Annotated in this window: 20 protein-coding genes; 17 read left to right on the top strand and 3 right to left on the bottom strand. The window is 59.6% G+C overall.

The window, feature by feature from the left end; translation table 11 throughout:
* Nucleotides 1-640 precede the first annotated feature (640 nt).
* A complete protein-coding gene (locus tag ACXHRN_RS01835; protein WP_488639654.1) occupies nucleotides 641-1564 on the bottom strand; it encodes a response regulator in 924 nt (307 codons plus the stop codon).
* Nucleotides 1561-4941, bottom strand: a complete 3381-nt coding sequence (locus tag ACXHRN_RS01830; protein WP_488639653.1) for a hybrid sensor histidine kinase/response regulator — start codon at nucleotides 4939-4941, stop codon at nucleotides 1561-1563. Before ACXHRN_RS01830 ends, ACXHRN_RS01835 begins: the two co-directional genes overlap by 4 nt.
* A gap of 228 nt (nucleotides 4942-5169) precedes the next feature.
* On the opposite strand from ACXHRN_RS01830, the gene ACXHRN_RS01825 reads away from it, so the two are divergent.
* Nucleotides 5170-5664 (top strand): GNAT family N-acetyltransferase, encoded by a 495-nt coding sequence (locus tag ACXHRN_RS01825; protein WP_488639652.1) that lies wholly within the window; start codon nucleotides 5170-5172, stop codon nucleotides 5662-5664.
* 241 nt (nucleotides 5665-5905) lie between these two features.
* The gene (locus tag ACXHRN_RS01820; RefSeq protein WP_488639651.1) at nucleotides 5906-6460 is read left to right on the top strand and encodes a DUF3611 family protein; all 555 of its coding nucleotides are present in this window, start codon (nucleotides 5906-5908) and stop codon (nucleotides 6458-6460) included.
* A gap of 103 nt (nucleotides 6461-6563) precedes the next feature.
* Here ACXHRN_RS01820 and ACXHRN_RS01815 read toward each other — a convergent pair whose 3' ends face one another.
* On the bottom strand, nucleotides 6564-8306 hold the full coding sequence (locus tag ACXHRN_RS01815; protein ID WP_488639650.1) for an alpha/beta hydrolase: 1743 nt from the start codon (nucleotides 8304-8306) through the stop codon (nucleotides 6564-6566).
* Between the two features lie 512 nt (nucleotides 8307-8818).
* On the opposite strand from ACXHRN_RS01815, the gene urtA reads away from it, so the two are divergent.
* From urtA to ureC, 15 genes are all read left to right on the top strand, one after another.
* On the top strand, nucleotides 8819-10102 hold the full coding sequence (gene urtA, locus ACXHRN_RS01810) for an urea ABC transporter substrate-binding protein (protein ID WP_488639649.1): 1284 nt from the start codon (nucleotides 8819-8821) through the stop codon (nucleotides 10100-10102).
* Between the two features lie 151 nt (nucleotides 10103-10253).
* The gene (urtB, locus tag ACXHRN_RS01805) at nucleotides 10254-11870 is read left to right on the top strand and encodes an urea ABC transporter permease subunit UrtB (protein WP_488639648.1); all 1617 of its coding nucleotides are present in this window, start codon (nucleotides 10254-10256) and stop codon (nucleotides 11868-11870) included.
* The gene (gene urtC, locus ACXHRN_RS01800; protein WP_488639647.1) at nucleotides 11867-13033 is read left to right on the top strand and encodes an urea ABC transporter permease subunit UrtC; all 1167 of its coding nucleotides are present in this window, start codon (nucleotides 11867-11869) and stop codon (nucleotides 13031-13033) included. Before urtB ends, urtC begins: the two co-directional genes overlap by 4 nt.
* A 5-nt stretch (nucleotides 13034-13038) precedes the next feature.
* Entirely contained in the window at nucleotides 13039-13791 is a 753-nt protein-coding gene (urtD, locus tag ACXHRN_RS01795) for an urea ABC transporter ATP-binding protein UrtD (RefSeq protein WP_488639646.1), read from the top strand.
* Between the two features lie 78 nt (nucleotides 13792-13869).
* Entirely contained in the window at nucleotides 13870-14388 is a 519-nt protein-coding gene (locus tag ACXHRN_RS01790; RefSeq protein WP_488639645.1) for a hypothetical protein, read from the top strand.
* Between the two features lie 12 nt (nucleotides 14389-14400).
* The gene (gene urtE, locus ACXHRN_RS01785; protein WP_488639644.1) at nucleotides 14401-15096 is read left to right on the top strand and encodes an urea ABC transporter ATP-binding subunit UrtE; all 696 of its coding nucleotides are present in this window, start codon (nucleotides 14401-14403) and stop codon (nucleotides 15094-15096) included.
* A 314-nt stretch (nucleotides 15097-15410) separates the two neighbouring features.
* The gene (locus ACXHRN_RS01780) at nucleotides 15411-16232 is read left to right on the top strand and encodes an urease accessory protein UreD (protein ID WP_488639643.1); all 822 of its coding nucleotides are present in this window, start codon (nucleotides 15411-15413) and stop codon (nucleotides 16230-16232) included.
* A gap of 83 nt (nucleotides 16233-16315) precedes the next feature.
* Nucleotides 16316-16618, top strand: a complete 303-nt coding sequence (locus ACXHRN_RS01775) for an urease subunit gamma (RefSeq protein ID WP_488639642.1) — start codon at nucleotides 16316-16318, stop codon at nucleotides 16616-16618.
* 7 nt (nucleotides 16619-16625) lie between these two features.
* Entirely contained in the window at nucleotides 16626-16880 is a 255-nt protein-coding gene (locus ACXHRN_RS01770) for a DUF1272 domain-containing protein (RefSeq protein WP_488639641.1), read from the top strand.
* Between the two features lie 13 nt (nucleotides 16881-16893).
* Nucleotides 16894-17199, top strand: coding sequence for an urease subunit beta (locus ACXHRN_RS01765; RefSeq protein WP_488639640.1), 306 nt, complete (start codon nucleotides 16894-16896; stop codon nucleotides 17197-17199).
* 77 nt (nucleotides 17200-17276) lie between these two features.
* Nucleotides 17277-17558, top strand: a complete 282-nt coding sequence (locus ACXHRN_RS01760; RefSeq protein ID WP_488639639.1) for an AbrB/MazE/SpoVT family DNA-binding domain-containing protein — start codon at nucleotides 17277-17279, stop codon at nucleotides 17556-17558.
* Entirely contained in the window at nucleotides 17555-17962 is a 408-nt protein-coding gene (locus ACXHRN_RS01755; RefSeq protein WP_488639638.1) for a type II toxin-antitoxin system VapC family toxin, read from the top strand. The genes ACXHRN_RS01760 and ACXHRN_RS01755 overlap by 4 nt, the downstream gene beginning before the upstream one ends.
* Before the next feature lie 14 nt (nucleotides 17963-17976).
* Nucleotides 17977-18390 carry a lysozyme inhibitor LprI family protein gene (locus tag ACXHRN_RS01750; protein WP_488641795.1) on the top strand — a complete coding sequence of 138 codons (414 nt, stop codon included), beginning with the start codon at nucleotides 17977-17979 and terminating at the stop codon, nucleotides 18388-18390.
* 4 nt (nucleotides 18391-18394) lie between these two features.
* Nucleotides 18395-19039, top strand: coding sequence for a glycosyltransferase family 29 protein (locus ACXHRN_RS01745; protein ID WP_488639637.1), 645 nt, complete (start codon nucleotides 18395-18397; stop codon nucleotides 19037-19039).
* A gap of 4 nt (nucleotides 19040-19043) precedes the next feature.
* On the top strand, nucleotides 19044-20753 hold the full coding sequence (gene ureC, locus ACXHRN_RS01740; RefSeq protein ID WP_488639636.1) for an urease subunit alpha: 1710 nt from the start codon (nucleotides 19044-19046) through the stop codon (nucleotides 20751-20753).
* Nucleotides 20754-20775: the final 22 nt, after the last annotated feature.

Below are 20775 nucleotides of genomic sequence, written 5' to 3'. Positions count from 1 at the left end.
ACCAACATACTCAATGGCTTATCCACCAATATCCCCGCCCTCTCCAACCCACTTATACTGATTCCCGTCCCATCACGGATACACCATGAGGCGTCATGGCGAGGTGGGGCCGGTGCCCGGTTGGAGAGGAAGACGTAAATTCTCTTTCCGGGGGCCTGTGAGAAACGGAGACCTCTTCGGCGGTGCTCGAAAGAGCGCGACTGGCCGCGGACGTGCCTCAGAGGCACACATCTCCCCATCGGGCGCACTGTCGCGGTTGGGAAGCAGATCTCCAAGTTCGCAGGCAAAAACCACCGAAGCGGGGCGCATTATGCGCCACATATAAATTACTAAACGAGGCGACTGATGCGCCCCGGCCGGCCCTAGCGGGCCAGAGAATGGAAATGCCCCATGCCACGGACGGAAACCCGCCGCGTGAACGCTCTTTCACATCCTGAATATGCCTTTTGCTCAGCAAGTCAGAGGGGCGATATCTATCCTCCCTCGTGCTCGCCCTTGTGGCGGGCATCCAGCCGGCTTGCGTCGGCAAGCCGGAAAGACTCCTCCCGCGCGAAGGACTTCGCGCGACTGGATTACCTGCATGAAGCAGGTAATGACGGGGAATAGGTTTGCGCCCTGCGGAACAAGCGCCCAGGCCCCGTCATCCCTGCATCAGAATACTCGCCGCCTTCACCGCTGCCGAGGCGCGGTTTTCCACTCCGAGCTTCACATAGATCTGCTCGAGATGCTTATTGACCGTGCGCGACGACAGGCCGAGGATTTCACCGATGTCGCGGTTGGATTTACCCTTGGCGATCCACACCAGCACTTCCGACTCTCGCCCGGTCAGCGAAAAATGCTGCCGCAGGCGGTCGTCGTCTTTGGCCTGGGTCTGGCTGGTCAGCCGGAAGAGATGTTCGTCGGCGCCAATGGAGCCGAGAAACGACAATGACAAGGTCGCCTCGCCTGACGTCTCCACGGTGATGCCGGGATCGCGCGTCTGCCCGGTCAGCCGTCGCTCTTCCAACCACTGACCAACTTGTGCAGAGACGAGATCGAGTCCCTCGTCGCTGCCGGTCGCGGCATTCACCAGCCGCGTCGCCTGCGGTGTCGACCACAACAGCTTGCCGTTGCCGCGCACCGCCAGCAGATGCCGGCCGGCGGCATCCAGCGCCACCCGCGCACTTTGCGCCGAGCGCGCATTGGCAAGATGGACGCGGATGCGCGCTCTCAACTCGTCGATATTGATCGGCTTGGAGAGATAGTCGACCCCGCCCGCCTCCAGCGCCCGGACGATATGCTCGGTCTCGGTCAAGCCGGTCATGAAGATCACCGGCACCTGCGCCACCGAGCCCATCGCCTTCAGCCTCTGGCAGGTCTCGAAGCCGTCCATGCCGGGCATGACCGCATCCAGCAGCACAAGGTCTGGCGTGATCCGATCGACGATGGTCAGCGCCGAATTGCCCGATGTGGCGATCAGCACCGAAAAGCCGGATTGCTCCAGCGCGTCAGTCAGAAAAGCGAGCGAATCCGGGCTGTCATCGACCAGAAGCACGATGTCGCGCGGCCCCGGGGCGGCACTCATGGCGTTGCCTCCTCGCGCTCGAGTTTCCTCAGATCGGTGAGATAGGCATCGATGTCGAAGGCGCGGATGTGAGCGGTCATGATATCGGTGAAGTGCCTGTTTTCGCCGTGTTTTGCAAGGTCGTTGAGTTTCGCCTCGATGCCCCTGACATAGCCGATCTCGCCGAGCCGGATCAGTTCCTGCACATGGCTGGCGCCCGGACTCCTAATCTCGCCCTCCGGCTTCGGAAGCGTCTCCGGCTGCGGCACGGCATAGGACCATTCAAGTCCGAGCCATTTTGCCAGCTTGTCGTGCAACTGGCGGAAGTCCACCGGCTTGGGCAGCGTGTCGTTATGGTCGCCGCTGACCGGCGCGCCGGCCGCGCCGTCGCCGATATTGGCCGACAGCATGACGATGGGTGCCGTCTGGCCGATCTCGCGCAATTTCGCCGCAAGCTCCCAGCCATTCATCCCGGGCATGGAAATGTCGAGGAGGTAAATGTCTGGCCGCACGCCTTCGATCAGGGCCAGGCATTCCGGCGCCGAAGTGGCGGTCAGCACGACGAAATCGAGCGGCGCCAGCGCCTCTCGCATCAGCTCGCGGTGTTCCTCGTTGTCGTCGACGACCATGATCGTCCATCGCGGCCCGGAATAGCCCAGGATCTTGCGATCCGCAGGCGCGGCGGAGCGATTGAGGCCATAGAGCATCAGCCGCACCTTGAACTCCGTGCCGGCCCCGATCTCGCTTTCCACAGTGATCTCGCCGCCCAGCGTCTGGGTCAGCAGCCGGGTGATGGTCAGGCCAAGCCCCAGACCCGGCGCGAGCTTGGATTGCTCGCCGGCGCCACGCTGGAACGGCTCGAAGATGACAGGCAGGTCATCGGCCGGGATGCCGCTGCCGGTATCGCTCACCGTAAACGTCGCCACCTGGTTGCGATAGTGGATATCGAGCTGCACGCGACCGGCCGCCGTGTATTTGACCGCATTCGACAGCAGGTTGACGAGAATCTGCCTAAGCCGTCTCTCGTCGGTGCGCACATATTGCGGCAGGGCAGGATCGCGCAGCACGCTGAATTCCAGCCCCTTGGCTTCCGCTTGCGGGCTCATCATGCTGGTGATCTGCTCTAGGAAATCGAACAGGTTGATCTCGTTGGAATAGACCTGCAGCCGCCCCGCTTCGATCTTGGAAATATCGAGCAAGCCGTCGATCAGCCCGGAAAGATGGTCGGCGCTGCGCTTGATCACCCTTATTGCCGAGCGCTTGGAATCGGGGATGGCCTCGTCGCGGTCGAGCAGTTGCGCGTAACCGAGCACCGCATTGAGCGGCGTCCTGAGTTCGTGGGTCAGGCCGACGACATAGCGGCTCTTGGCGCGGTTGGCGGCTTCGGCGGTTTCCTTGGCATGCTGCAGCGCAGCATCGGTTTTCTTGTGGGCGGCGATTTCCTTCAGCAGCAGCGTGTTCTGCCGCGAGCTCTCCTCCTCGGCGACGACGCGGCTGTCATGCGCCAGCACGAAGAACCATGCGGCGATGCCGGTCAGCACCGCGAAAACGATGAACACCAGCACCACCGTTGCATTGACCACGGTCGCCGTTTCTGGCGAGACGCTGCCGGCGCGGAGCGCGATCATCCACAGGATGGCGCCGATGCCGGTCAGCGCAATCACCGTCGTCATGCTGTAGCGGCCGATGCGAGTGGACAGCTTCTCCATCACAGCCGTCGGCAGGAAGGTGCTGGCGACCTCGCGCACCTGATATTGCAGCCGTGCCTTTGGCTTGCAGAGATCGTGGCAGCGGCTGTCGAGCGAGCAGCACAGCGAACAGATCGGCGCTGCATAGGCGGGGCACCACGCCATGTCCTCCGGCTCGAACGGATGCTCGCAGATCGAGCAGGTGATCGTTGAGAGATTCTTCCACTGATGCCGGGGCTTGCGCGCGAGATAATACTTGCCCCTGGTCGCCCAGGCCAGCGCCGGCACGACGAGAAAGGCAACGATCGGCACGAGATAGATCGCCAGCGACCCGACATAGCTCCCGAACAGGCCGAAATGCGCCGCAAGCGCAACGGCCACCGTGATCGCCATGCCACCGAAGCCGACAGGGTTGATATCGTAGAGATGCGCCCGCTTGAACTCGATGCCCGGAGGCGCAAGTCCCAACGGCTTGTTGACAAACAGATCCGCAGAGATCGCGCAGAGCCAGGCCGAGGCCACGATCGAAAACACCCCGAGCGTTTCCTCGAGCAGCTTGTAGATGCCGAGTTCCATCAAAAGCAGCGCGATCGCCACATTGAAGAACAGCCAGACGACGCGGCCGGGATGGCTATGCGTCAGTCGCGAGAAAAAGTTCGACCAGGCAAGCGACCCGGCATAGGCATTCATGACGTTGATCTTGAGCTGCGAGACGATCACGAAGGCGGCAGTCACGAACAATGCCAGCATGTGATTGGGCATCATGTAGCCAAACGCCGTGACATACATATGCGCCGGATCGGCCGCCTGGCTGGCCGGAATGCCCGAGCTCAGCGCCAACACCACGAGAAACGAGCCGGCCAGCAGTTTGGGCGCACCGACCACCACCCAGCCAGGCCCGGCAAGAAACCGCATGATCCGCTGGCCCCAGCTCTGCGGCTTGCCGTCGGCGGGCAGGAAGCGCAGGAAGTCGACCTGCTCGCCGATCTGCGGCATCAGCGCCAGGATGACGGCGGAGGCCGCGCCGAACATGGCGAGATCGAAGGGCGCGATGGTGCCGAGTTCGCCGGATTGATGGCCCTTGCCGGCAAAGCTCAGCCAGAAATCGAACTTTTCCCAATCGGAAAAGGCGATGAAGATGAACGGCAGGATATTGAGCACGATCCAGATCGGCTGGGTCAGCAGCTGGAATTTCGAGATCAGGCGCACACCATGGGTGACCAGCGGGATCACCGCCACGGCACTGACGATGTAGCCCAGCCAGAGCGGAATGCCGAAGGTCAGCTCCAGCGCCCCGGTCATGATCGAGGCTTCGATGGCAAACAGGATGAAGGTGAAGCTCGCATAGATCAGCGACGTCACCGTAGAGCCAAGATAGCCGAAGCCCGCACCGCGTGTCAGCAGATCGATGTCGACGCCATGTTTGATCGCATATCGGCTGATCGGGATACCGATGATCAGCAACAGGATCGAGGCAACGATGATCGCGAGGATGGCATTGGTGGTGCCATAGGACAGCGTGATCGCCCCACCGACCGCCTCCAGCGCCAGGAACGAAATCGCCCCGATCGCCGTCTGCGAAATCCGAGAAGGCGAATATTGGCGGGCACTCTTGGCAGTGAATCGTAGGGCGTAATCTTCGAGCGTCTGGTTGGCGACCCATCTGTTGTAGTCGCGGCGGACGGGGATGATGCGCTGACGTGCGGCCATGCCTAAAAACTAGCGCCTCTAAAAAAATGATTACTTCGTGGGCACTTTTCAACAGAATATTGCGCTTGGCAAGGGCTTTTACGATCGACCCCGCTCTAAGCAGGCTGCCGCAGGATATCTCGCGATTTTCCAGCAGACCCGCGTGCTGGGTTTTATTGACGCGCACGGCGATGGTAGACTCACACGCCGGATGTATTTATTTGTCGATTTGCAATTTAAGGGGGTCCAATGAAAGTCCGAAAAGCCGTCTCTGCTGATGCGAACGAACTGAGCAATCTGCTGAATGAAATCATCCGCGCTGGCGGCACCACGGCCATCGAAACGCCGCTTTCCGCAGCCGAGTTTTCGGATTGGTTCATCCATGGCGAATTCCCCCTCACCTGCCATGTCGCCGAATCCGATGGAATGCTCGTCGGCTTCCAATCCTTGAGCATCTACGGAAACCCGCCCAACGGGACGGCGGATATTGCGACATTCGCGCGCATGAACCCCAAGACAAAAGGCGTAGGCACTGCTCTTTTCCCGGCAACGCGCATTGCGGCGGAAGCGCTTGGGCTTGAGCTCATCAACGCCACCATCCGGGCCGACAATGTGAGTGGCCTCGCCTACTACGAGAAAATGGGATTTGAAACATACGACCGACTTGTCCAGGTACCACTGCTGGATGGCGCTCCGGTAGACCGGATCAAGAAGCGGTTTGTAGTGAAGGGAAGGGCGGCGTAAACGAAGACTTCCGCCGGGGACCGATCGCCGTTCGCTGGGCGATGCCCTCGGTGAGCTCGCGCTACAGAACGCGGTATCAAATCCAGTCCAACTTGCCACGGACGAGGCGCATTTCATCTAAGGAAAGGATGACGGCACCGACAGAGCTGCATGCAGCCAAAACTTGATGCGCATGAGGCCGAAACATCATATGGTATGCATTAAACAGATAATGCCCGCACTGGATGAGGAGGACGAGCAAATGTTGAACGACAATCTTGCCCGACAATTTCTTTGGGCAGGCCGGGTTGGCTTCTGGACGCAAGTGGGAATTGGCTCAATATCGCTGGTGATGGCCATTTCTGCTTTCCTCCTGGACCGTAGGACGGGGGTGGGAACGCGCGGCGCCGTCGCTCTGATCCAATACCTCACCTTGGGCAGCTTGTTGTTGTTGGCATTTACCGCGATCTGGTCCTACCGATACATTTTGATTGGTAAACGTATGGCTGATTTTGGAATCCCAGAGGTTGCATCTCTATCGCGTACTGTGTGGATAGGGTTGGTGGCGAGCATTGTCGGCATCGTCTTCTCGATGCTTATCATGCTGTTCGAGGCGTTTCAGCTATTCCTCTATTTTCTTCGCGCCCCACAAGCGGGCGTTCCGGTCGTTCAGACGACCAGCGGGCCGACGAGTTGGGTGTCGGCGGGCGACGTCCTCAGCCTGACTGTCATTATTCTTACCACCTTCGTTGAAGTTCTGGTGCTGGCACTTGGCCTTTGGCTACTGTTCTCAACATTATCTCGCCGGACCCGCTAAGATGATCCGGCCTGCAGCAGGTCTTATGTAAAAGTCAACAGCCCCGCGTCCGTTGGTATCGCTGTCTGACGGTGGAGAAGACTTGTTCCTCCATTATCCTCCATTATCCTCCACGATCCGCGTAGGGGTTATCTTCGCCCGGCTTTGTCATGTCGACGAGCATCTCTTGCCTAAGGCGCTGTTTCAGCCTGCTGACCTGATCTTCACTCCATCCTTGAGTATCCGCGACCGCAATCCATGCATCGACATAGTGCTCCGGCGCATAAACATGCCCGTAGCCTATCGGCGTCGTTGTTGCCATCGCCATGTCAACCGCGAGTTGGAGCATGGTCACGACGGGATACCAGCCCAGATCAGCGGACACATCGGGACCTCGGGGCGCGGTCATCCAGTCTGGCCTGCGATATAGGTCACGATAGTCGAAGAAGGTCACAGGATCGCTCGCATACTGCAGGTAGACGATGCGCATAGCTCCCCACGGGGAATCCGTGGGCAAGCCTGACCCGTTCTGGTTCATAAAGCGGACAAAAGTACTATCGCGGTACTTGGGCAGCCAAGCCGGGGAATCGGGCCGCCTGCCATCGGTGATCGTGCGCCAAAGCTTGTTTTCAAAGGGGGGCCCGCTCCACAAAGCTCCATTGATTGGGTCACCTATTATTTGAAACAGCTCGAAGGATTTTTCGGAGTTCAATGAGCCGAGGCTGAGACCGTGCACGAAGAGCTTGGGCCTTTCTCCTTTCGGAAGCGTCGTCCAGTAGTTGTAAATTTCTGTGAATAGCGCGCGGGCCGTTTCAGCGCCACGCTCTGGCTCGATCATTAGCGACAGCGGGCTGGAAAAATACGAGTACTGAAGCGCCACGCTAGCGACATCGCCGTCATTCAAATACTCAACACTGTCAATCGCCGCCGGATCGATCCAGCCAGTGCCAGTCGGTGTAATGACAATGAGCGCGGAGCGATGGAATGCACCCGTGCGCTTCAGTTCCTCCAGGGCGAGCTTTACCCGCTGGGAGACTGTCTCAGCCGATCGAAGCCCGATGTAGACACGAATTGGCTCGAGTGCCTTGCGACCAGTGATGGAGCCAACATCGTCCGCCGTCGGTCCGGAGCTGACAAATTCGCGGCCGGCGCGTCCGAGTTCATCCCATTTGAGCAGTGAGGCTGTGCTTCCGGTCCTGAGGACGGATGTTGGCCGCGGTAGTCCCGGCTCGATCAAGGCATCATATTCCTTGAAGGAGGAATCGAGGGCATGGAAAACGACGCGGAAAAACACACCGTTTGCAACCGTCCAAAATAGAATGACCGCTGCGGCGAACCCGACGACCCGGGATACTCTTGGTGGTAGCAACCGGCTCGAAGTCGAGAATGCCAAACGAAACACAAATCGGAAGGCCCGCGCGAAAACCATCGTGACAAGAAAGGATGCCCCGGCGACCAGAAGGATTAAAAGCGGGTGCGCGCTCGTAACCGGGTCCAGCTTCATGGATAGGCGAAGAGTATTCTGCCACTCGGTTGACCACCACAGCGCCGCTATAGCAGCAAGAGCGCAGATGGTTGCGGCTGAGATTTTAGAGATATGCAGCAGTCTCTGTTGTGGTACCGGCAACTCCATGTAGTCCCACAGGCGGCGCCATAAAATCCCAATGCCGTAGCCGAAAGCCAGACATAAGCCGGACAGTATGCCCTGAGTCAAATAGGTTCGGGGAATCAGGGTCGAAGTGAGCGAAGCGATCAGAAACAACGTTCCGAGTATCAGCCCGCTGCCCGACAGGGACTGCGACAGCACCGCAAGCCAACTACCTTCAGCTTCATTTCTGCTTGTAGGTCCAATGGAAGTGGACGACATCAGCTATCTCCAATTGTCATGAAGTCGGCAGACCGCATACAACCGTCTCACACAATCCCGAGCGTCAACGTAGACATCAATACTCATCCAGTGCGTGCACACGCCATTGACTTTACCAGATGAAACGGAGCGGTAACAGGCGTTCTCCGGCTTTGTAAGAATCTGAAGCGCCTGATTTGCACCGTAGGGGATGGAGAGGCCCGGATCGGGCATTCGTGCCCATAGGACCAATTGCTCGGGCATTCGTTGCGGCTGGTGCTGAATGGATCTTCGGGCGCGGCACCGTCTACGGCTCTCGCGGCACCTTCGCGATTACATCAACAAAACCGGCCGAATAGGTCGAGACAGAAAGCGCCGGATAGAAAAGCTGCACATTTTGCCTCCTTTTCCCCCTCGTTCTACGTCAATTAACGTATATCGCATTGCACAATCTGGCCTGATTATCCCCTCAGACAACGGAATTTAACGATTTCTTAAACCGTTGCTCCACGCTCATAAGAGGGGAATTTACAATGAAGCTCAGGAACCTGGTAACCAGTGCCTTGCTTGCCGGCGCCATGTCGGTCTCGGCACTGCACGCATTTGCCGCCGACACGATCAAGGTCGGCGTCCTCCACTCCCTGTCGGGAACCATGGCCATCTCCGAGACCACGCTCAAGGACGCCATGCTGATGCTCATCGACGAGCAGAACAAGAAGGGCGGCCTTCTCGGCAAGAAGCTGGAAGCCGTCGTGGTCGACCCGGCTTCGGATTGGCCGCTGTTTGCGGAAAAAGCCCGCGAGCTGATCGAAAAGGACAAGGTTGCCGCCGTGTTCGGTTGCTGGACGTCCTCTTCGCGCAAATCGGTCCTGCCGGTTTTCGAAGAACTGAACTCCATCCTGTTCTATCCCGTGCAGTATGAAGGCGAAGAATCCTCGCGCAACATCTTCTACACCGGCGCCGCTCCGAACCAGCAGGCTATCCCGGCTGTCGATTACCTGATGGAAAAGGAAGGCGTCAAACGCTTCGTGCTCGAAGGCACCGACTACGTCTATCCCCGCACGACCAACAAGATCCTCGAAGCCTACCTGATTGCCAAGGGCATTCCCAAGGAAGACATCCTGATCAACTACACGCCGTTCGGCTTCTCCGATTGGCAGACCGAAGTTGCCAAGATCAAGGAATTCGGCTCGGCCGGCAAGAAGACCGCCGTGGTCTCCACCATCAACGGTGACGCCAACGTGCCGTTCTACAAGGAACTGGGCAACAAGGGCATCAAGGCAACCGACATCCCGGTCGTCGCCTTCTCGGTCGGCGAAGAAGAACTCGCTGGCCTTGACACCAAGCCGCTGGTCGGCCACCTCGCCGCCTGGAACTACTTCGAATCGGTCGAAAGCCCGGCCAACAAGAAGTTCATCAAGGAATGGCACGCCTTCACCAAGAACAAGAAGCGCGTGACCAATGACCCGATGGAAGCCGCCTATATCGGCTTCAATGCATGGGTCAAGGCTGTCCAAGCTGCCGGCACAACCGATACCGATGCCGTCCTCGACACCATCATCGGAACGACTGTTCCCAACCTCTCCGGCGGCTATGCCACTGTGATGCCGAACCATCACATCACCAAGCCGGTTCTGATCGGCGAAATCCAAGCCGATGGCCAGTTCGAAATCGTCCAGCAAACCCCAGCTGTGGTCGGCGACGAATGGTCTGACTACCTGCCTGACTCCAAAGATCTGATCTCTGATTGGCGCAAGCCGATGAACTGCGGCAACTTCAACGTTGCCACCGGCAAGTGCGGCGGCAAGGGTTCCTGATCCCCTCCGGCCACTTGACGCACAGAAGGCACTTCCGTCCGGACCAGGTCCGGGCGGAAGCCCCACTTAAACCGACGCCGCTCAGGCGGCAGGTTGCCATCCCGCCCGGATATCCAAGGGATGTTCAACGTTAAGCGAGGCGAGAAAGCCTATGTATCGCGCCATCCAGATTATTGTCGTTGCTTTATGTCTAGCCATTTCGGCCTCTGCGACCTCCGTCCGGGCCCAGGAAGATTTCCATACGCTGGTTGACGCGCTCGGCGTTGGCGGATTTCCGGAACGTGAAGTTGCCATCAAGGCGCTGGTCGCATCCAAGGATCCCAATGTCGGCAAGATCCTGCAGCAGTTGAGCGACGGCCAACTCTATGTCAGCGCGGACGGCGGCCCCGTGCTGCTGCAAGGCGGCGACGAAGACACGCCGACCTATTCCGATCCCATTTCCGGCGAAGCGGTCGCCGATATCGATCCCGACATGATGACCAAGGTCAAGGTCAACAATGCCTTGCGCGGCGTCATTGCCTCGCTGCAGAGCCAGTTGACCCTCTTGTCGCCGGATCGTACAGCCCGCCTGACCGCAGCCCAAGGCATTCTCAAGGACGCTGATCCTGCCAACCTCGAACTGCTCAACACGGCGCTTGCGCAGGAAAAGGACTCCGAGGTCAAGAAGACCATCGAGGCTGCCCGCGCCGTCATCCTGCTGAAGACCGATGCGAGCGTCGAGGACAAGAAGGCCGCCATCGACACGATCGCCGCACGTGGCGACCGCGACGCGCTGACGATCCTGATGGCGGCGATGCAAACCGCCTCCAACGACCTCAAGCCGGCCATCCAGACCGACATCAATTCGATCAACCGCAGCCTTGCGCTCTGGGATATCGCCCAGAACGTCTCCTATGGCATCTCGCTTGGCTCGGTACTGCTGCTCGCCGCTATCGGCCTTGCCATCACCTTCGGCGTCATGGGCGTCATCAACATGGCACATGGCGAAATGGTCATGCTTGGCGCCTACACCACCTACGTCGTCCAGGAGGCGGTCGTCACCTATGCGCCGGAACTCGGCAATTATTCGCTGGCGCTGTCGGTTCCCGTCGCCTTCCTGTTCACCGCGCTGGTGGGGCTGGTCATCGAGCGCAGCGTCATCCGCTTCCTCTATGGCCGGCCACTTGAAACCCTGCTTGCCACCTGGGGCATCTCGCTGATCCTCCAGCAGGCAATCCGCACGATCTTCGGGCCGACCAATCGCGAAGTCCGCAACCCCACCTGGATGTCCGGCTCCTTCGATCTTGGCGGGCTGACCTTCACCTGGAACCGTCTCTGGATCATCGTCTTCGCTCTGGCCGTATTCACCGCGCTGCTTTTCATCCTCAAGCGGACACCGATGGGCCTGCAGATGCGCGCGGTTACCCAGAACCGCCGCATGGCCTCGTCGATGGGCATCCGCACACCATGGGTGGATGCGGCCACCTTCGCGCTTGGCTCCGGCATCGCGGGTATCGCCGGCGTGGCGCTTTCGCAGATCGACAACGTCTCGCCCAATCTGGGCCAGGGCTACATCATCGACAGCTTCATGGTCGTGGTGTTCGGCGGCGTCGGCAATCTCTGGGGCACGTTCGTCGGCGCGTTCACGCTCGGCATTCTCAACAAGTTCCTGGAACCCTATGCCGGCGCGGTGCTCGGCAAGATCCTTGTCCTCGTGCTCATCATTCTCTTCATCCAGAAGCGGCCCCGTGGTCTCTTCGCACTCAAAGGAAGGTCGGTGGAAGCATGATAACGGCCTTTCTCCTCCGCTCGCTCGATCGCAGGATCGTCATCGCCGTCGTCATCCTGCTGGCGCTCGCGCTCCTGGTACCGGTGCTCAATCTCTTCACCAGCCCAGACAATCCGCTACATGTGCCGACCTACATCATGTCGCTGTTCGGCAAATACCTGACCTATGCGATGCTGGCGCTGGCGCTCGATCTCGTCTGGGGCTATTGCGGCATCCTCTCGCTTGGTCATGGCGCTTTCTTCGCGCTCGGCGGCTATGCGATGGGCATGTACCTGATGCGCCAGATCGGCCCGCGCGGCAGCTATGGCGACCCGATCCTGCCGGATTTCATGGTGTTCCTGAACTACAAATCGCTGCCGTGGTTCTGGCATGGCTTCGACATGTTCTGGTTCGCGGCGCTGATGGTGGTGGTCGTCCCCGGCCTGCTCGCCTTCATCTTCGGCTGGTTCGCCTTCCGCTCTCGCGTCAACGGCGTTTATCTCTCCATCATCACCCAGGCGATGACCTACGCGTTGCTGCTTGCCTTCTTCCGCAACGACATGGGTTTTGGCGGCAACAACGGCCTGACCGATTTCAAGGACATCCTCGGCTACAACATCCAGGCCGATGGCACCCGTGCGGCGCTGTTTGCGGCCACGGCGATCATGCTCGCTTTGGTGCTGCTGCTGGCATCGGGCATCGTCCGCTCCAAATACGGCAAGGTGCTGATCGGCGTGCGCGATGCTGAAAGCCGCGTGCGCTTCCTGGGCTTCCGTGTCGAACACATGAAGCTCTTCACCTTCGTGGTCTCGGCAATGATTGCCGGTATCGCAGGCGCGCTTTACGTGCCGCAGGTCGGCATCATCAATCCCGGCGAATTTGCCCCGGCCAACTCCATCGAAGTGGTGATCTGGACGGCGGTCGGCGGTCGCTCGACACTGATCGGCCCGATCATTGGCGCTATCCTCGTCAATGGCGGCAAGACCATCTTCACAGGCCTCTTCCCGGAATTCTGGCTGTTTGCGTTGGGTGGGCTGTTCGTGGCGTCAACCCTGTTCCTGCCCAAGGGCATCGTCGGCACAATCCAGCAGAGCTTCGCCACCCGCAAGTCCTACAGGACAGCGGCTGCGAGCGAGAAGACCCGCACCGAGAACCTCGCTGCCAATCCCAAGCCTGCGGAGTAGACGATATGACCGAACCGAAACCCCGCAGCATTCTCTATCTCAGTGGCGTCTCAGTCTCCTTCGACGGCTTCAAGGCCCTGAACTCACTGTCGATGGTCATCGAACCCGGCGAACTCAGGGCCATTATTGGCCCGAACGGCGCCGGCAAGACGACGATGATGGATATCATCACCGGCAAGACCCGCCCCGACGAGGGCGAGGTGTTTTTCAACAACGAGGTCGACCTGACCAAGCTGGACGAGGCGGAAATTGCCCAGCTTGGCATCGGCCGTAAGTTCCAGAAGCCGACAGTATTCGAAAGTCACACTGTCTGGGACAATCTCGAGCTGGCGCTCAACCGCAATCGCGGTGTGTTCGGCACGCTGTTCTATACGCTGACGCCGAAGGACAAAGCGCGCATCGAGGAGATCCTTGAGACCGTGCGCATGACCGCCCGCAAGGACGACTATGCCGCCAATCTTAGCCACGGCCAGAAGCAATGGCTGGAGATCGGCATGCTGCTCGCACAGGAGCCGAAACTGTTGCTGGTCGATGAGCCCGTGGCCGGAATGACCGATGCGGAGACATCCGAGACGGCAATCCTGCTCAAGGAGATCGCCAAGACCCGTTCGGTCGTTGTGGTCGAGCATGATATGGGCTTTATCCGCGACCTCGGCGTCAAGGTGACATGCCTTGCCGAAGGTTCGGTGCTGGCCGAGGGCTCGATCGATTTCGTCAGTTCCGATCCGAAAGTGATCGAGAACTATCTGGGACGCTAGGAAAATAGAGAAGGGCACTTGAACGTCTAGGAAAAGCTGGGTTTAACGTCGGCCAGTTTCTACTTTGGAGTTTAAGCGATGCCTTTTCTCGGTTTGATATTGATGGTGGCAGCAGGTGCGGCAGTCTGGTGGTGGCGATTGAAGATGGTGAAGGAAGCGGGAAGCGAGATCATCGATTCAGTCGAGCGGATGCGCGGCGCCTACAAGCGCAAGCAGTTCCGCAAGAAGGCCGAGGCTGCTCCGCTGGCAACGATCAAGGATCCGGCGATTGCCGCTGTGGCCTTCTTCCTCTGCCTCGCCAACGAAAAGCCGGTGCACAAGGATGTCGCCAAGGAGCTGATCGCCAGGCGCATGAAGGGTATCATCGCCGACAAGGATGTTGAGGAAGTGATCATCTTCGCTGACTGGGCCGCCAAGACCGTTGTCAATCCCGAAGACCCGATCCGCCGCTTCCGCGATCTCTGGCTTGAACATCTGAATATCGACGAACGCCAGGAACTGATCGGCATCGCCGAGGATGTCGCCAGCATCGGCGGCGATGCAACGACCGAACAGAAGAACGCATTGCAGGCTTTGAAACGAACATTGCTGAACTGAGGAACGCGAAACATGCTGACAGTCGAGAACGCCAATCTTCACTATGGTGCCGCCCAGGCGCTGCGCGGCGTCTCGCTGAAAGCCGAGATGGGCAAGATCACCTGCGTGCTCGGCCGCAACGGCGTCGGCAAATCCTCGCTGCTGCGAGCGGTGACCGGCCAGCATCCGCTGAGCGGCGGCAAGGCTACCTTCAACGACAAGGTCATGAACGGCATGGCGCCCTATGCCCGCGCCAAGCTCGGCATCGGCTACGTGCCGCAGGGCCGCGAAATCTTCCCGCTGTTGACCGTCAAGGAAAATCTGGAAAGCGGATACGCGCCGCTGAAGCGCGCCGACCGCTCTATCCCCGACGACATTTTCAGCCTGTTCCCCATCCTGCAATCCATGCTCGGCCGTCGCGGCGGCGACCTTTCGGGCGGCCAGCAGCAGCAACTCGCCATCGGCCGGGCTCTGGTGACGCGCCCCAAGATCCTCGTGCTCGACGAACCCACCGAAGGCATCCAGCCCTCGATCATCAAGGATATCGGCCGCGCCATCCAGTATCTCCGTGACTCCACGGGCATGGCAATTCTGCTTGTGGAACAATACCTTGATTTCTGCCGCGAACTCGCCGACCATGTCTACATCATGGATCGCGGCGAGATCGTGCATGAGGGCCCGGCCGAGACGCTGGACACATCAGAAGCACGGCGGCATTTGACGGTGTAATGGGATTTGGCGTTTGTTTGATGTGAGCTTCGGCCAACAGTCTCAATTCAAATCACTTGGAGAGTCTCCTCGGCTTGCAGACGCAAGCCGACTGGATTCCTGTGACAAGCACAGGAATGAGGGAGAGAATCGCTTCTGCATAGCCAATGAAATCACGCGCAGGGCCCAATTCATAGCTTCGACAGATGCGCTGGGAAACCGGCAGCCAAAACCAACTCCGTCATTCCTGTGCTTGTCACAGGAATCCAGCGCGGCGCGTCTGCGCCGCAAAAGGACTCTTCCCTTCTTTCACGAACACACTGGGGCCATGCATAATGCTCGCCCCTAACCCGGAAATCCTCCCGCAGCGCACCAAGGGCGTTGCCCGCCTCGCCACCAAATTCGCCCACGGTAAAACCCGCCTCGACGTCTTCTACCAGGAAAGCGCCGCCAAGATCCGCATGCCGGAATCTTATGACGGCCGCATGGAGGCAGTGCTGATCAACACGTCGGGCGGCCTGACCGGCGGCGACCGCATCGCTTGGCAGGTCGATGCCGGGGAAGGCTGTCACGTTACCGTCACCACCCAGGCCTGCGAGCGCATCTACAAATCCTCCGGCGGCCATGCCGAGGTCAATTCCCGGCTTAGTGTCGGCGAAAATGCCACGCTGCATTGGCTACCGCAGGAAACCATCCTCTTCGACCACGGCGCCCTGAAACGCACGCTCGACGTAGATCTGCACGAAACCGCCGAATTCATCGGCCTCGAGGCCGTGCTGCTTGGCCGCAAGGCAATGGGCGAGATCGTCCGTACCGGCATGTTTCGCGATCGGTGGCGCATTCGCCGTGGTGGCGCGTTGATCCATGCCGAGGACGTCTGCCTGTCCGGAGATATCGAGGCGCTGAAGGCCAAGTCGCCTGTTCTCGGCGGCAACCAGGCTTTCGCCACCATGGTCTACTGCGGATCGCGCGCCGAGGCGCTGGTACCCAGAATTCGCACCCTGCTGGGTGACACGATGGGCGGTGTCAGCCACTGGAACGGCAAGCTCGTCATCCGCCTGATCGCCAGCGAGGGCTACATACTCAGGAAAATACTGATCCCGGCTATTTCGCTCTTGCGAAATGGCGATCCTGCACCGAAAGTGTGGAGCATCTAGACACGCCCACCGTCATTTGCCGTATTGCGGCTAAGGGCGGGAAGGGTTGAATATTCAAAGACCTATTCGTTGCGGAGCCATCGATGAACCTCACTCCCCGTGAAAAAGACAAGCTTCTGATTTCAATGGCGGCGATGGTCGCACGCCGCAGGCTGGAGCGCGGCGTGAAACTCAACTACCCCGAAGCGATTGCACTGATCTCCGATTTCGTCGTCGAAGGTGCCCGCGATGGCCGCTCCGTTGCCGACCTGATGGAAGCCGGCGCCCATGTCATCAGCCGCGACCAGGTGATGGAAGGCATTGCCGAAATGATCCACGATGTCCAGGTAGAAGCCACATTCCCCGACGGCACCAAGCTGGTGACCGTCCACGAACCGATCCGCTGAGGCTACCATGCTGGAACTCCGCCCCAATTGCGAATGCTGTGACCGGGACCTGCCGCCCGAGAGCCGCGATGCGAGGATTTGCACATTCGAATGCACGTTCTGCGCCGATTGCGCCGAAAACACGCTCGAAGGAATTTGCCCGAACTGCGGCGGCGAGTTGGTTCGGCGGCCGATCCGCCCGGCGGCGAAACTCATCAACAATCCCGCCTCGACCAAGCGCGTGCTGAAAGCGGAGGGCTGCGCGCCCTCTAAAGCAGCCTGAGAAAGGAACCTCAATGATTCCCGGTGAACTCATTCCCGCCAAGGGCGAGATCGAACTCAATGTCGGCCTGCCGACGGTGACGATCGAGGTCGCCAATACCGGCGACCGCCCGATCCAGGTCGGCTCGCACTACCACTTCTTCGAGACCAATGCCGGCCTGGCCTTCGACCGTGAACAGGCCCGCGGCATGCGGCTCGATATTCCCTCGGGCACCGCGGTGCGGTTCGAGCCGGGTCAGAAGCGCTCGGTGCAGCTCATCCCGCTCTCCGGCAAGCGCGAAGTCTACGGCTTTCGCCAGCACGTGATGGGAAAGCTGTAAAGAGGCTTTCTTGTAAAGAGTCGCCGAATTCCTTACAATAAGATTGGTAAGGAATTGCAAGCGCGAAAGGAATTGACATGACGACGGTCTATGCGAAGTTGACATCGAAGGGGCAGATCACGCTTCCTATCTCGTTGCGCAACGCATGGGATCTGAAGCCGGGAGACCAGATTGCCTTCGACATCGAGGATGGTGCAAGGGCGTTCATCGCGCCGAGGAAGCGGCGGAGCATTCTGGATTCTATCGAGCACCTGACTATACGGTCCGGTCAAACGCTCTCCAACGCGGAACTCAAGGACGCTGTCGAGGAAGCTGCTGTGGAAAAATTCGAGCAGTCCCGGCGACAGGACCGCAGATGATCGGCATTGACACCAATATCCTGGTAAGAATTTTCGTTGCAGACGACGAGAGACAAATGCACGCGGCCAGGAATTTGATTGCAAGCCTAAACGACAACAAGGCATTCCTGTCCAACATCGTACTCGTCGAGTTCGTTTGGGTTCTGATACGCAGTTACAAGCAGCCGAAGCAATTCATCATCGATCTTCTCAACCAACTCGTGGCCTCTGACGATTTTGAGGTCGAGAACCTTCCCGCAGTTCTCCTTGCACTCGCCGTCTACACCAACGGGAAAGCCGACTTTTCGGACTGTTTGATCTTTGCAGTCGCCAAGCGCGCAGGTGCAAGCAAATTGTATAGCTTTGATCGTGCTGCAGCGAAATTCATACCGGATGTGTTGGATCTTATGGAGGAAAAGATTTGAAAAACACCCTCAAGATGGTTTTGGGATTCTCGGTGCTGGCGCTGTTTATCGGCACCGCTTGCGCCCAGGAAGACCCGCAGGTCGATTGCGCCAATGCCATGTCCCAGGCGGATATGAACTACTGCGCCAACCAGGATTTCGAAAAGGCCGACAAGGAGCTGAACGCAGTCTACAAGCAGGCACTGGAAAGCCAGGTCGAAGTGGACAAGCAGGCTGCCGAAATGGGCCCCAACTATGTTGGCGCGGTCAAGGCGCTCAAGAAGGCCCAGCGTGCCTGGATCGACTATCGCGACGGCCAGTGCGATGGCGTGGGCTATGAGGCCGTTGGCGGCTCGATGTCGCCTATGCTGGTCTCCGGATGCCTCGCGGGCCTGACGCAAAACCGCACCAGGGAACTCAACGACCTGATCAAAGGCCTAGGGAACTGATCGAATGACACGCAGCATCATGATCGTCGGCAATGGGGAAATCGAGGCAGGCCTTGCCGCTGTCATCGATGCAGCCGATCTGGTGATGCGCTTCAACGACTGCCGTTCGGTCGGTGCAGGCGGCAGCAAGACCGATATCGTCACGGTCTGCAACACCGGTCGCCCGGGCAAGAAGATGCTGGAAGAACCGGGCTGGAAGGACAACCCGGCCGTGCTCGCCGCATCCACGATCTGGTGCGTGCGCGATCCACTGAAATTTGTCGACATGCGTGCGCCGCTGACGCTGACGCATCCGGAGCTCGATGATTTCTGCGATGACTATACCGACGGTTTTCGCGCGTTCTGCGAGGGTACCGCCAAGGCGCTGCATGTCATCCCCGCAGCCACGCATGAGCAGCTTGATCGCGAACTCGCAGCCTATGATCCGCCGCCCTATGTCGTGCCGTCCACGGGCCTTGTCGCCATCGCCGAATTTCTCGCCCATTTCCGACAGGCCGGCGATCAGGTGTCTCTCGCCGGCTTTGGCCATCAGGGCTGGGAGTGGCATCCCTGGGCGGCCGAGCGGCAATGGATAGAAGCCCGGATTGCCGAAGGCCAAGTGAACCGCCTTTTCGAAGCCAGAATTAGAAGATCCGCCTCAGGAGTTTGATCCCATGTCCTACAAGATGTCCCGCGCGGCCTATGCCTCGATGTTCGGTCCCACCACTGGCGACAAGCTGCGGCTCGCCGATACCGAACTGTTCGTCGAGGTCGAGAAGGATTACACCACTTATGGCGAAGAGGTGAAATTCGGCGGCGGCAAGGTGATCCGCGACGGCATGGGCCAGAGCCAGGCGACCCGTGCCGAAGGCGCCGTCGATACCGTCATCACCAATGTGCTGATCATCGATCACTGGGGCATCGTCAAGGCGGATGTCGGCCTGAAGGATGGCCGAATTGCCGCCATCGGCAAGGCCGGCAATCCCGACACCCAGCCGGGTGTGACCATCATCGTCGGCCCGTCGACCGAAGCAATCGCCGGCGAAGGCAAGATCCTCACGGCGGGCGCCATGGACGCGCACATTCACTACATCTGCCCGCAGCAGATCGACGAAGCCCTGATGAGCGGCGTTACCACCATGCTCGGCGGCGGCACCGGCCCCGCCCATGGCACGCTGGCCACCACTTGCACCGGCGCCTGGCACATCGAACGGATGATCGAGAGCTTCGACGCCTTCCCCATGAACCTCGCACTCGCCGGCAAGGGCAACGCCTCGCTGCCGGCGCCACTGGTGGAAATGGTGCTCGCCGGCGCTTCGTCGCTGAAACTGCACGAGGATTGGGGCACGACGCCTGCCGCCATCGACAACTGCTTGTCGGTCGCCGACGAATACGACATCCAGGTGATGATCCACACCGATACGCTCAACGAATCCGGCTTCGTCGAGGACACGATCGACGCTATCAAGGGCCGCACCATTCACGCCTTTCACACCGAGGGCGCCGGTGGCGGCCACGCCCCCGACATCATCAAGGTCTGCGGATCGCTCAACGTCATCCCGTCCTCGACCAACCCGACGCGGCCCTATACGACCAACACGCTGGCCGAGCATCTCGACATGCTGATGGTCTGCCATCACCTCAGCCCGTCGATCCCGGAAGACATCGCCTTTGCTGAAAGCCGCATCCGCAAGGAGACCATTGCCGCCGAAGATATCCTGCACGATCTCGGCGCCTTCTCGATCATCTCGTCGGACAGCCAGGCGATGGGCCGCGTCGGCGAAGTGGCGATCCGCACCTGGCAGACCGCCGACAAAATGAAGCGCCAGCGTGGCGCTCTGAACGAAGAAACCGGCGACAACGACAACATGCGCGTCAAGCGCTACATCGCCAAATACACGATCAACCCGGCCATCGCCCAGGGCTTGAGCCATGAGATCGGCTCGGTCGCAGTCGGTAAGCGCGCCGACCTCGTCCTCTGGTCGCCGGCCTTCTTCGGCGTCAAGCCGGAAATGGTGCTGCTCGGCGGCTCGATCGCAGCCGCGCCGATGGGCGATCCCAACGCCTCGATCCCGACCCCGCAGCCCATGCATTACCGCCCGATGTTTGCAGCCTTTGGCAAGCTGCGCACCAATTCCTCGGTGACTTTCGTCTCCCAAGCGTCGCTCGATGCTGGTATTCAAAACAAGCTCGGCGTCGCCAAGAAACTGCTGGCGGTGAAAAACACGCGCGGCGGCATCAACAAAAAGTCGATGATCCACAACGCCCTGACCCCGCATATCGAAGTCGACCCGGAAACCTATGAAGTCCGTGCCGACGGCCTTCTGCTGACCTGCGAGCCGGCGACGGTGCTGCCGATGGCACAGCGCTATTTTCTGTTCTGAGCAAGGTTGCGCCCTATTTCGA

The organism is Shinella sp. OV683, assembly GCF_057787725.1.
The sequence above is the reverse complement of the archived record's forward strand: the minus strand, read 5'-3'. Positions and strand labels throughout refer to the sequence as shown.